Source organism: Bacillus sp. FSL L8-0152 (assembly GCF_038006365.1).
GTDB lineage: Bacteria > Bacillota > Bacilli > Bacillales > Bacillaceae_G > Bacillus_A > Bacillus_A cereus.
Window position 1 is genome coordinate 2,036,143 of the sequence record NZ_JBBOVB010000001.1, and the last position, 11,600, is coordinate 2,047,742.

The following is an 11,600-nucleotide window of genomic DNA, read 5'->3' on the forward strand; positions in this document are numbered from 1 at the left end:
ATGTATGGACAAGACAAGGCGCATACATTGAATGAAGAGAACTGAGAAGGGATGAGAAAACATGCTGCCTTCATATGATTTTTTTGTTCATCCAATGTACTTAGTGGAATTGAAAAAGGACATTTGGTCAGATAGTCCAGTGCCAGCAAAATTAACTTATGGAAAAAAGAAGTATGATATTGATATCGTATACCGAGGAGCTCATATTCGCGAATTTGAGAAAAAGTCTTATCATGTTATGTTTTATAAGCCTAAAAAATTTCAAGGTGCGAAAGAGTTTCATTTGAATTCGGAGTTTATGGATCCGTCTCTCATACGAAATAAATTATCTTTAGATTTTTTTCATGATATTGGTGTACTTTCGCCAAAATCACAACATGTATTTATAAAAATTAATGGTCAAATTCAAGGTGTGTATTTACAGTTAGAATCGGTTGATGAAAATTTTTTGAAAAATAGAGGATTACCGAGTGGTTCTATTTATTATGCGATAGATGATGATGCGAATTTTTCATTAATGAGTGAACGAGATAAAGATGTTAAGACAGAGCTCTTTGCGGGTTATGAATTTAAATATTCGAATAAAAATAGTGAAGAACAACTGAGTGAATTTGTATTTCAAGCGAATACTTTGACGAGGGAAGCCTATGAAAAAGAGATTGGGAAGTTTCTACATGTCGATAAATATTTAAGATGGTTAGCAGGAGTTATTTTTACACAAAACTTTGATGGTTTCGTTCATAACTACGCACTATATCATAACGATGAAACAAATTTATTTGAAGTTATACCGTGGGATTATGATGCGACTTGGGGGCGAGATGTACAAGGAAGACCACTTAATCATGAATATATTCGCATTCAAGGGTATAATACGTTAAGTGCAAGATTGCTAGACATACCTGTATTTAGAAAGCAGTATCGAAGTATTTTAGAAGAAATATTAGAAGATCAATTTACAGTTTCGTTTATGAGGCCGAAAGTAGAAGGGTTGTGTGAATTGATTCGTCCATATTTACTACAAGATCCATACATGAAAGAAAAATTAGAAACATTTGATCAAGAGGCTGATATGATTTATGAATATATAAATAAGAGAAGAAAGTATATACAAGACCACTTACATGAATTGGATTAATTTTGAAAGAGATTGAAACGTTATCAATCTCTTTTTTTTGTATAATAAAGATGTATCAATAAAAATGAAGTAATATATTTGATAGAGAATGGGGATGCGGATATATGACGATTAAATGGATTGATTGGGTAAAACAAATACAATCTATAGCTCAAGCGGGTTTAACGTATTCTAAGGATGTGTATGATATTGAGCGTTTCCAGCAATTACGAGATATTTCTATTTCAATGATGTCACATTACACGAAAACAGATTGGGAAGTCGTAGAGAAATTATTTGCAAGTGAGACAGGCTATCAAACACCTAAAGTTGATATAAGAGCGGTTGTTTTTCAAAATGAAAAGTTATTATTTGTGAAAGAAAAAAGCGATGGGAAATGGGCATTGCCAGGTGGATGGGCTGATGTCGGTTATACGCCAACCGAAGTTGCAGCAAAAGAAGTTTTCGAAGAGACTGGTTATGAGGTAGATCATTTTAAGTTACTAGCTATATTTGATAAAGAAAAACATCAACCATCTCCATCGGCGACGCATGTATATAAGATTTTCATTGGATGCGAGATTATTGGTGGAGAAAAGAAAACTAGCATTGAAACAGAAGAGGTGGAGTTTTTTTGTGAAAATGAATTGCCTAATTTATCAATTGCTAGAAATACAGAAGACCAAATTAAAGAGATGTTTGCCTACATGAAAGACCCACAGAAAGAGAAATTAATAGATTAATCCTGCTTGAATTGTACATATTGTTAAAATGAAGATATTGGCAGATTGCAGCCTTTATGTAATAATGGGATGGTATGTGAAGAAAAAAGGAGATAAAAAAGAACATGTTAGCAAACATAATAGATCAGTTATTGCAATTTTTTGCAAGCTTAGGTTACTTTGGAGTAGCTCTTGCTTTAATGATTGAAGTAATCCCAAGTGAAATTGTACTTTCGTATGCTGGCTTTTTAGTAGCGAATGGTAAAATTAGTTTTGTTGGTGCAGTTATCGCCGGAACGATTGGTGGTACTTTAGCACAAATCTTTTTATACTGGCTTGGATACTACGGAGGGCGTCCGGTTGTAGAGAAATACGGGAAATATCTACTTATTAATAAACATCATTTAGACATAGCAGAAGGTTGGTTTAAACGTTATGGAGCAGGCGTAATATTTTCTGCGCGCTTTATCCCAGTAGTACGTCATGCGATCTCTATTCCAGCAGGACTAGCTAAGATGCCATTAAAACTATTTACACTTTATACGGTTGTAGCGATCATTCCGTGGTCAATTCTATTTATATACTTAGGTGAAAAACTTGGTGGGAATTGGCGACAAATTAAAGAGTATGCATCTGATTACACACATTACATAATTATAGGAGCTGTTCTTTTTATTGCTCTATACTTTGGTTTAAAGTATTTCAAAAAGAAAAAAGCTGCGCGTTAAAGTCAATGATTTTTCATTGGCTTTTTTATTTGTTTCCGGTTCTAAAAAAAAGGAGTTGTCCATAATGTGTAATAATAAAGCGTAGCGGAGGAATGTGATGAAAGGGTCACCGTTTATACGTGGAACGATATTTTTAACGATGGCAACGATGATATCAAAAATGTTAGGATTTATATATGTTATACCATTTACAGCAATGGTCGGTACGAGTGGGTATGTTTTATACACGTATGCATATCGTCCCTATACCATTATGCTCAGCATTGCGACAATGGGATTACCACTTGCAGTTTCAAAAATGGTATCAAAATATGATCAACTGAATGATTATCATACGGTTAAGAGAGTGTTGAAAAGTGGAATCGTGTTTATGTTTATAATGGGAGTCATTTCGTGTTTTACGTTATATATGCTAGCTCCGCATTTAGCTAAGCTTGTCATCGATGGGAATGATCAAACGGGGAATAGTGTAGGAGCGGTTACTACTAATATTCGAATTGTAAGTTTTGCGTTAATACTTGTGCCAGTAATGAGTTTATTAAGGGGCTTCTTTCAAGGATTCCAATCGATGGGGCCTTCTGCATTAAGTGTCGTTGTAGAGCAATTTTTTCGGGTTTTAACCATTTTAATAGGAAGCTTTGTCGTTTTATATATTTTAAAAGCATCTGTCTCGCTAGCAGTTGGTATTTCAACATTTGGTGCCTTTATGGGAGCGGTAGGTGGATTAACTGTTTTAAGTGCGTATTATATGAGAAGGAGAAGGCACTTAAAGAAAAAAGAAATGGCAAGTATACCACAAACAACGAAATCTTTTTTCTCGCTTTATAAGGAGCTCTTTACATATTCTATTCCTTTTGTTGTGGTGGGCTTAGCAATTCCGTTGTATCAGACGATTGATACATTTACAATTAATAAACTACTTATACAAATAGGGTATATGCAAGGAGAAGCGGAAAAAATTAATGCGATAATTGGTCTTGTTCAAATGGTTGTGCTTATCCCGGTATCCGTTGCGACAGCTTTTAGTATGTCTCTCGTACCAGAGATGACGAAAGCTTACACAGCAGGAAATACGAAGCTATTGTACAAACATTTTACGAGAACAAATGTATTAGTAGTAGCGATTACGGTACCGGCGGCAATTGGAATGATGGTGTTAGCCAAGCCTGTATATACTCTTTTATTCGGTGCTGGAAATGATCCAGAGATGGGGAGAATCATTTTACAGTATTATGCTCCTGCTTGCATATTATTTTCTCTTTTTACAGTAACGGCTGCTATGCTACAAGGAATCAATCAACAGCAGAAGACGGTGCTAGGACTAGTGATTGGAATTATTGTGAAGATAGTTTTAAATATTGTATTGCTTCCGTATTTCGATTATGTAAGTTTTATCATTTCAACATACGCTGGCTATACGATTTCAGTCGGGTTTAACTTGTGGATGCTTTCTAAATATGTTATAAAGGCAACATAAGCTTTTAAGGCAGAGAGCACTCTGTCTTTTTCTATGTTTATCCCGCTTTAACGGGCAGTGAGACCCTCACCTCAAAATTCAGTGAAAGAAAAGAAGTTTGGTTGGGGGCGGGTAGCCCGTAAAAGCCCGATTTGTGAGGGCTAATAATCAGTGGGGGATGAAGCCACCCACTGATTAAAGTTTCACTTTATAATATTTTTCCTATAAAAACGTTTTCAAAATAATTTTTCTATTGAAATTTAAACGTATGTTTCATATGCTGAGAATGGCGGTTTAAAAACTGTGATTTAAGAGAGGTAGATTCCTACATGTAAAAAGAATCGGGGTGATAGTATGTTAAATATATATTTAACAGACCGAAACGGAAAACTACAAGAGATTGAGGAAATGCAAAAGGGGTGCTGGATTAATGTACTTCATCCAACAGAAGAAGAAATTCAATATCTAGTACAAACTTTAAATGTAGACTTAGATTTTATTAAAGACCCTTTGGATGATGAAGAACGCTCTCGTATTGAAAAGGAAGACAATAATACTTTAATTATCGTGGATATTCCGACAGTTAGACATGACGAAGAAGGAAATTCGATTTATGACACGATTCCAATAGGTATGATTGTGATGCCGGATTGTTTTGTTACAATCTGCTTAGAAGAGAATCCAATTTTTGAACGTTTTATTAATCAACGTATTAAAGAATTTTATACGTTTAAAAAGACGCGCTTTGCACTTCAGCTCTTATATACGATTTCTACTTATTATTTAAGATACTTAAAGCAAATAAATCGAAAAACAATTGATTTAGAGCATCAATTAAATCAGTCAATGAAAAATAAAGAGATCTTCACATTATTAGGCCTTGAGAAAAGTTTAGTATACTTTACAACGTCATTAAAGGCTAATAAAATTGTAATTCAAAAGTTAATGCGTAATAGTACATTTTTAAAAATGTATGAAGACGATCAAGATTTATTAGAAGATGTATTAATTGAAAATAAGCAGGCTATTGAAATGGCGGAAATATATAGTCACATTTTAAGTGGAATGATGAATACTTTTAGCTCCGTTATATCAAATAATTTAAATAGTGTTATGAAACTGTTAACGTCAATTACAATCATTTTATCTTTACCGACGATGGTTTCTAGTTTCTTTGGAATGAACGTAAAGGTTCCGTTTGAAGGGGAAGCCCACGGTTTTGTAATTGTACTCATCATATGTGTAACACTATCTTTCACGTTAGCTTTTGTTTTTTGGAAGAAACGTTACTTTTAACGATAAAAAAGCTGCTCTAGCATAGTTATATAACTACGCTAGAGCAGCTTTTTTGCTATGAAATCTCAAATTTTGAATAGAATATAACTTGTACAATGTAATGTATATAAAGGCTATGTATGCCATATAATCCTTGTCCAATTAATGAAATGGGGTTAAAATTACATATTGTTAATGAAAAGTTGGAGGAAATACATCATGGAATTGTTTCAATTACCGAAAGCATTCCTGCAAATGAATACAATTTTTATCTCCATATTGATCGAAGCACTTCCGTTTGTGCTAATTGGTGTATTTATTTCAGGATTCATTCAAATGTTCGTGACAGAAGATATGGTGGCTAAATGGATGCCGAAGAACCGATTTCTGTCTGTTTTATTAGCTACTTTTTTAGGCATGTTGTTTCCAGGTTGTGAATGTGGAATTGTTCCGATTGTAAGACGATTAATCGGAAAAGGCGTTCCACCATACGCAGGGATTGCATTTATGTTAACTGGTCCAATTATTAATCCAGTTGTTTTATTTGCAACATACGTTGCCTTTGGGAGTAGTATGCACATGGTATGGTATCGTTCTATTGTAGCGATTATCGTAGCCATTATCGTTGGAATTATATTATCCTTTATGTTTAAAGAACATCAATTAAGAGATGATCACTTCCCAGAAGTGAATAATAAGCGTCCACTGCGTAAAAAAATGTGGGATGTATGTACACACGCTGTTGAGGAATTCTTCTCAATGGGAAAATATTTAGTACTAGGTGCATTAATTGCAGCAGCGGTACAAACGTTTGTACAAACTTCAACACTTCTTGCTATTGGACAAGGTCCGTTTTCTTCATCAGCTGTTATGATGGGACTTGCTTATATATTATCACTTTGTTCAGAGGCAGATGCATTTATCGCTTCTTCGTTCCAAAGTACGTTTTCAACAGCTTCACTTGTCGCGTTCCTCGTTTACGGACCGATGGTGGATATTAAAAATATGTTTATGATGCTTGCGACATTTAAAACTAAATTTGTAATTGTTGTTATAGTTACAGTTACTCTTGTTGTTTATGCAAGCTCACTACTCATTTATGCGATGGGGTGGTAGGTTATGTTTCGAGCATATATATTATTAGGTTTTACAATATTAATTGCGCAGCTTCATATTTCCGGTAACATTACGAAGTATATCAATATGAAGTATGCCTATTTATCAACAACAGCAGCAATTATTTTAGGTTTCTTAACGATTGTACAAATTATCGTCGTTTTCCAAAAAGAGCACCAAAAGGAAAAAGAGAAAAATGATTGCAGTTGTGACCATAGCCATTGCGGACATGATCATTCAAAAGATGAGAATACATGGTGGAAAAAAGCATTTTCGTACTCCTTGTTTTGTTTTCCAATTATCTCAGGCTTATTTTTCCCGATTGCAACGTTAGATTCAGATATTGTTAAGGCGAAAGGATTTCATTTTCCTGTTGCACAAGCAGAAAGTAAGGATCCATTTATGACAAGACAATTTCTAAGACCTGATACGAGCATTTATTACGGGAAAGAAGGATACCGAGGTGTAATGGAAAAAGGGAAGAAAGAGTTTGTTACGAAAGACAATATTAATTTGAAAGATGAAGACTTCCTAAAGGGTATGGAAACAATTTATAATTATCCTGGCGAGTTTACTGGGAAAAAATTATCTTTTAAAGGGTTTGTTTTTAGAGATGATTCTTCTAAAAAAGAACAATATTTCTTATTCCGTTTCGGTATTATACACTGTGTAGCGGATTCTGGTGTATATGGTATGTTAGTGAAAAAACCAGAAGGCGTAGAGTGGAATAATGATGACTGGATTCAAGTAGAAGGAGAGATAACTACTGAGTTTTATCAGCCGTTTCATGCGAATATTCCTGTATTAGAAGTAACAAAATGGAATAAAGTTGAACAGCCGAAAGAACAATATGTATTTAGAGGAGCCGATTGATAAAATCGGTTCTTTTTTGTGGACTAAAAGTTCTGAATGTTGCTAATATTAAATGTGTAGTTCATTTGGTATAGGGATTATTGAAATATTAGGGATAGATCATTAAAGGGGTGATAACAATGACAGAAGTAAAGGGGAAAACAGCCAATGAGTCAAGGGTGTTCAAAACGAGCCGGGTATTCCCAACAGATTTAAATGATCATAACACGCTATTTGGTGGGAAGATATTAGCGGAGATGGATATGGTTGCTTCTATTTCAGCATCCAGACACTCGAGAAAGGAATGTGTCACAGCATCTATGGACTGGGTTGATTTCTTACATCCTGTTCGTTCTTCAGATTGTGTTAGTTATGAATCTTTCGTAATTTGGACGGGAAGAACTTCGATGGAAGTGTTTGTGAAGGTAGTGGCTGAAGATTTAATTTCAGGTGAGAAGCGTATAGCGGCAACGTCATTCGTTACTTTTGTTGCACTTAGTAAGGGAAATAATCCAGTTCCAGTACCGCGTGTTATCCCTGAAACAGAAGAAGAGAAAGAATTACATCGTATTGCAGTGTTACGTGCAGAGCAGCGTCATATACGTAAGGCAGAGAGTAAGAAAGTAGCTACATTGTTAACCTTTTGAGATAAATGTTTAGCCATTTAAGTTACAATAGCAGGCGGAAATGGTTTTAAAATGAAAAGCGGACACCTAAAAATAGGTGTCCGCTTTTATAGTTTTTTCATCCACATATCATATGACAGTAGCTACTTAGCAGAAGCAAGCAGCACCGACGATGATTAAGAGGATAAATAATACGACTAATAGCGCAAATCCATTACCATGTGCGAAGCCCATTGTTATTTCCTCCTTTTATTTTAAGATACAACATACAATATGCAAATGAGCTATTGTTTGATATGGACATATATCATGCAATGACATATTTTCTTGAATGATAATGTAATAAAAAAGGGAAGATATAGAAATAACAGTAAGTGGAGAAAGGAATTTATCCATGAAGCACTTTTTCGCTATAATCCTTTGTTTAATAGGTGTATTCATTTGGATGAACATCGATGTGGAAATGGGGAAGGAAATGGCTAGTGAATATGAATTAGGACAAGTTCGATTAGGTGAATTTCAACTATATACGAACGGTGAAGAGTTATATAGAAAATTATTTGAGGATATAAACGAAGCAGAAAAGTATATATATATCCATTTTTATATTGTAGGAAAAGATGAAATAAGCGAAGAGTTTTTACAGTTATTAGAGAAAAAAGCATCTAGTGGAGTAGAAGTGAAATTGTCAGTCGATCGGATAGGTGGATATAAGCTGAAGAAAAAGGTAATTAGCCGATTAAAGGAAAACGGTGTGAAGTTTACATTTAGTAAAAAACCGAAACTGAAAAATGTTTTCTATTCTTTGCATCAACGAAATCATAGACGTATTGTTACGATAGATGGAAAGGTATCATACGTCGGTGGTTTTAATATCGGAAAGGAGTACCTTGGACAAGATCCGAAGTTTGGGCCATGGCGTGATTATCACGTGCGCATCCATGGTGAGGGTGCAGCGGATATGGAAAGAAAGTTCGCCGAAGATTGGAAAGAAGATACAGGAGAAAAAATGCCTATACATGAAAGTATACCGACATTAGGGAATGTAAAATATCAATATTTATTTTCAAATGGAAAAGGCTTATGGGAAAAGTATGGGGCACTTTTAAAAAAGGCTAAAAAGTCTTTAATTATCGCTACACCATATTTTGTACCAAGTAAAGAAATGGTGAAAGAGCTAAAAGCTGCATTAAATCGTGGTGTTAATGTGAAAATTCTCGTGCCATTTAAAAGTGATGCCATATTGTTAAAACAAGCTGCCTATCCATATTTGAAAGATATGTTACATGCTGGAGCGGAGATTTATCAATATCGAAATGGATTTTTTCATGGGAAAGTAACAATCATTGATGGAGAAATTGTTGATATTGGGACAGCGAATTTTGATAATAGAAGTTTTTATTTAAATTGTGAGTCTAACTGTATCATATATGATAAAACAGTTGTTGATGAAGTATGGAGTCGATTAAAGGTAGACTTTCATAAATCAAAACGATTTTCTGAAGAAGATTTTGAGAAAATTAGTAGATGGGATTGGTTTTTAGCAAGAATAGCAAATGTTTTAGCATCATATTTATAACATATAGACCCTAGAGAAGGGAGGCACTTTCATGGATTGTATGAAAGAGTTAATGAGATATAGTTATATGCTAATATACAAGGTTGGAGAGTATGCTGGAAAGGTCAGAGACGAAGAATTAAAAAATCTATTACAGCACCATTTACCATATATGTTACAAGCATATAATGAACAAGTAAATTTTCAAGAAGGAGAGAATGTGCAACATATAACCTGTGAAACAACGGAGTTTGGTTTGCATGAAATGGAAAAGGAAACAGTTAGTAAATATACAGGGGATATTCATATTGCAACATGTTATATTGCGCACTTAAAACGATTAGCTCTAAAGTTTGCTCAAGTTGCAGTGGAAGTTGCTAATCCGGAGTTCCGCTCATTTTTGGAAAATTGTTTCCTGAAAATGAACCGTTACGCTTATAGTGTGTGGCAATATGTTATGAAGAAGGAATATAAGATTACACATCTATATGAAAATGAAAAGTTTGCATGAGAAACTAAGGCGGAATGGTATGCGCCTTAGTTTTTTTTATGTCCATTTAGAGAAAAAATTAGTTTTATTGTGTATCGATTGGAAATGAAATATGTAAATTTAAATTAGTTTTTGTTATCGGAATATTTACAAAAATTTACCGTATATTTACTGTTTTTCAATCTCTCCTTTAAAAATAGAGAGTAATATGAGGTTGTACATATTCTATCACAGGGAGGAAACGCAAATGAACAAATGGGTTAAATCATTAACTGCTATGGCACTTGCAAGTTCTTTATTAATGGTAGGTTGTAGTAAAGGTGAAGACAAGAAGAAAGAAGACGACACAACAACACAACAAGAGGATAAAAAGGATAAAGAAACAAGCGGAACCGAGAAGTCTACTGATTCTAAAGAGAAAAAATAAAGTAATAATAAAGCTTCCTCTCATATATGAGGAAGCTTTTTTGTTGTAAATTGATTGATATTATTGAAAAATAGAAAGAGAATGAAAGAGGGGGAAAACAAATGAAAGTATGTATATTGGGAGCAACAGGACGAGTAGGTTCAAACATAATTAATTTAGCATTAAAGGATTCAGCTGAAGTGACTGCATTAGCGCGTGATTTTAATAGAATAGAAATACAACATGAAAGGTTACGAGTGATAGAAGGTAATGTATTGAACGAAAATGATATAAAAAAAGCGATAGAAGGAAGCGATATAGTAATTAGTGCACTTGGAACGGATCAAAATGGAACATTAGCGAAGAGTATGCCACAAATTATTAAGCAAATGGAAGAAGAAGGGGTTCATAAGATCATAACAATAGGAACGGCTGGTATTTTACAAGCAAGAACGGATCTAAATTTATATCGTTTTCAATCAACGGAATCAAAAAGGAAAACGACAACAGCAGCAGAAGATCATTTGGCTGCATATAAGGTACTAAGTAATAGTAATAATTTATGTTGGACAGTTGTTTGTCCGACACATTTAATAGACGGTGAGGCGACAGAGGTATATCGAACTGAAAAAGATATATTGCCAGAAGGTGGATCAAAAATTACAGTGGGTGATACAGCACACTTTGCATGGGATCTATGTAAGAAAAACATATATGAAAATAGTCGAGTAGGTATTGCATATTAAAAAACCATCCCGAAGTCGGGATGGTTAAAATATGATATAACACAAGAAGATGACAATCATAATGATTTGGAGAATTGCTTTCGCTACTGTACTGCTTAAAAAACCAACTACAGTAGCGACTCCAACTAGAAAGGCATCTTTTGGCGCTTTTTTATGCACTAGTTCTGTTATAAATACTGATAAAAACGGTATGATAATAAGTCCGAATGGTGGGAAGAAGAACGATCCGACAATGATAGAAATCATTCCGACACGTTCGCCCCATTTAGAACTACCGTATTTTTTTAAGAAATATCCATTTGCAATAAAATCAGCAACGAAAATGAAAAGAGTGAAAATGACTTGAATAATCCAAAAAGAAGTTGTTAATTCTCCTCCATTTATACCGAAATGGTAAATTAAATATCCAGCCCAGACAGCAAATATGCCAGGGATAATGGGATAAATAAAGGCGAGAAATGAAACAAGGAAACAGGCAATGATACAAATTGTTAATAAAACAGTCACT

General features: G+C 34.3%; 14 protein-coding genes. 12 read left to right on the top strand and 2 right to left on the bottom strand.

Annotated elements, in window-relative coordinates; all coding sequences use genetic code 11:
• Positions 1-61 precede the first annotated feature (61 nt).
• The 8 genes from cotH to MHH27_RS10405 all read left to right on the top strand — a co-directional run bounded on the left by cotH (position 62) and on the right by MHH27_RS10405 (position 7,913).
• The gene (cotH, locus tag MHH27_RS10370) at positions 62-1,138 is read left to right on the top strand and encodes a spore coat protein CotH (RefSeq protein WP_000937999.1); all 1,077 of its coding nucleotides are present in this window, start codon (positions 62-64) and stop codon (positions 1,136-1,138) included.
• A 104-nt stretch (positions 1,139-1,242) separates the two neighbouring features.
• Positions 1,243-1,860, top strand: coding sequence for an NUDIX hydrolase N-terminal domain-containing protein (locus MHH27_RS10375; RefSeq protein ID WP_069355460.1), 618 nt, complete (start codon positions 1,243-1,245; stop codon positions 1,858-1,860).
• A 104-nt stretch (positions 1,861-1,964) separates the two neighbouring features.
• On the top strand, positions 1,965-2,567 hold the full coding sequence (locus MHH27_RS10380) for a DedA family protein (RefSeq protein WP_000880691.1): 603 nt from the start codon (positions 1,965-1,967) through the stop codon (positions 2,565-2,567).
• Between the two features lie 97 nt (positions 2,568-2,664).
• Positions 2,665-4,044 (top strand): putative polysaccharide biosynthesis protein, encoded by a 1,380-nt coding sequence (locus MHH27_RS10385; RefSeq protein ID WP_000678842.1) that lies wholly within the window; start codon positions 2,665-2,667, stop codon positions 4,042-4,044.
• Positions 4,045-4,377: 333 nt separating this feature from the next.
• Positions 4,378-5,319, top strand: a complete 942-nt coding sequence (locus MHH27_RS10390; protein WP_000932389.1) for a magnesium transporter CorA family protein — start codon at positions 4,378-4,380, stop codon at positions 5,317-5,319.
• A gap of 198 nt (positions 5,320-5,517) precedes the next feature.
• Complete coding sequence (locus MHH27_RS10395; protein WP_000418716.1) at positions 5,518-6,414, top strand: permease; 897 nt, start codon at positions 5,518-5,520, stop codon at positions 6,412-6,414.
• Between the two features lie 3 nt (positions 6,415-6,417).
• Complete coding sequence (locus MHH27_RS10400; protein ID WP_000488059.1) at positions 6,418-7,287, top strand: TIGR03943 family putative permease subunit; 870 nt, start codon at positions 6,418-6,420, stop codon at positions 7,285-7,287.
• A gap of 119 nt (positions 7,288-7,406) precedes the next feature.
• A complete protein-coding gene (locus MHH27_RS10405) occupies positions 7,407-7,913 on the top strand; it encodes an acyl-CoA thioesterase (RefSeq protein ID WP_053564687.1) in 507 nt (168 codons plus the stop codon).
• 126 nt (positions 7,914-8,039) lie between these two features.
• On the opposite strand, the gene MHH27_RS10410 is transcribed toward MHH27_RS10405, so the two are convergent.
• Positions 8,040-8,126, bottom strand: a complete 87-nt coding sequence (locus tag MHH27_RS10410) for a YjcZ family sporulation protein (RefSeq protein WP_000505094.1) — start codon at positions 8,124-8,126, stop codon at positions 8,040-8,042.
• 160 nt (positions 8,127-8,286) lie between these two features.
• Here MHH27_RS10410 and cls point away from each other — a divergent pair, with 160 nt between their 5' ends.
• The 4 genes from cls (at position 8,287) to MHH27_RS10430 (ending at position 11,092) form a co-directional block, all read left to right on the top strand.
• Positions 8,287-9,471, top strand: coding sequence for a cardiolipin synthase (gene cls / locus MHH27_RS10415; RefSeq protein WP_016512978.1), 1,185 nt, complete (start codon positions 8,287-8,289; stop codon positions 9,469-9,471).
• A 31-nt stretch (positions 9,472-9,502) separates the two neighbouring features.
• Complete coding sequence (locus tag MHH27_RS10420) at positions 9,503-9,961, top strand: spore coat protein (RefSeq protein WP_000340543.1); 459 nt, start codon at positions 9,503-9,505, stop codon at positions 9,959-9,961.
• 226 nt (positions 9,962-10,187) lie between these two features.
• Positions 10,188-10,367 (top strand): hypothetical protein, encoded by a 180-nt coding sequence (locus MHH27_RS10425; RefSeq protein WP_001045960.1) that lies wholly within the window; start codon positions 10,188-10,190, stop codon positions 10,365-10,367.
• A gap of 101 nt (positions 10,368-10,468) precedes the next feature.
• Positions 10,469-11,092 (top strand): NAD(P)-dependent oxidoreductase, encoded by a 624-nt coding sequence (locus MHH27_RS10430; protein ID WP_053564686.1) that lies wholly within the window; start codon positions 10,469-10,471, stop codon positions 11,090-11,092.
• A gap of 24 nt (positions 11,093-11,116) precedes the next feature.
• Here the strand turns inward: MHH27_RS10430 and MHH27_RS10435 are convergent, their stop codons facing one another.
• The gene (locus MHH27_RS10435) at positions 11,117-11,599 is read right to left on the bottom strand and encodes a DUF456 domain-containing protein (RefSeq protein WP_053564685.1); all 483 of its coding nucleotides are present in this window, start codon (positions 11,597-11,599) and stop codon (positions 11,117-11,119) included.
• Position 11,600: the final 1 nt, after the last annotated feature.

Excerpts from the sequence above, each read along its gene's own strand:
- cotH (WP_000937999.1), top strand. The coding sequence starts at position 62 with ATGCTGCCTTCATATGATTTTTTTGTTCATCCAATGTACTTAGTGGAA.
- MHH27_RS10375 (WP_069355460.1), top strand. The coding sequence starts at position 1,243 with ATGACGATTAAATGGATTGATTGGGTAAAACAAATACAATCTATAGCT.
- MHH27_RS10380 (WP_000880691.1), top strand. The coding sequence starts at position 1,965 with ATGTTAGCAAACATAATAGATCAGTTATTGCAATTTTTTGCAAGCTTA.
- MHH27_RS10385 (WP_000678842.1), top strand. The coding sequence starts at position 2,665 with ATGAAAGGGTCACCGTTTATACGTGGAACGATATTTTTAACGATGGCA.
- MHH27_RS10390 (WP_000932389.1), top strand. The coding sequence starts at position 4,378 with ATGTTAAATATATATTTAACAGACCGAAACGGAAAACTACAAGAGATT.
- MHH27_RS10395 (WP_000418716.1), top strand. The coding sequence starts at position 5,518 with ATGGAATTGTTTCAATTACCGAAAGCATTCCTGCAAATGAATACAATT.
- MHH27_RS10400 (WP_000488059.1), top strand. The coding sequence starts at position 6,418 with ATGTTTCGAGCATATATATTATTAGGTTTTACAATATTAATTGCGCAG.
- MHH27_RS10405 (WP_053564687.1), top strand. The coding sequence starts at position 7,407 with ATGACAGAAGTAAAGGGGAAAACAGCCAATGAGTCAAGGGTGTTCAAA.
- MHH27_RS10410 (WP_000505094.1), bottom strand. The coding sequence starts at position 8,126 with ATGGGCTTCGCACATGGTAATGGATTTGCGCTATTAGTCGTATTATTT.
- cls (WP_016512978.1), top strand. The coding sequence starts at position 8,287 with ATGAAGCACTTTTTCGCTATAATCCTTTGTTTAATAGGTGTATTCATT.
- MHH27_RS10420 (WP_000340543.1), top strand. The coding sequence starts at position 9,503 with ATGGATTGTATGAAAGAGTTAATGAGATATAGTTATATGCTAATATAC.
- MHH27_RS10425 (WP_001045960.1), top strand. The coding sequence starts at position 10,188 with ATGAACAAATGGGTTAAATCATTAACTGCTATGGCACTTGCAAGTTCT.
- MHH27_RS10430 (WP_053564686.1), top strand. The coding sequence starts at position 10,469 with ATGAAAGTATGTATATTGGGAGCAACAGGACGAGTAGGTTCAAACATA.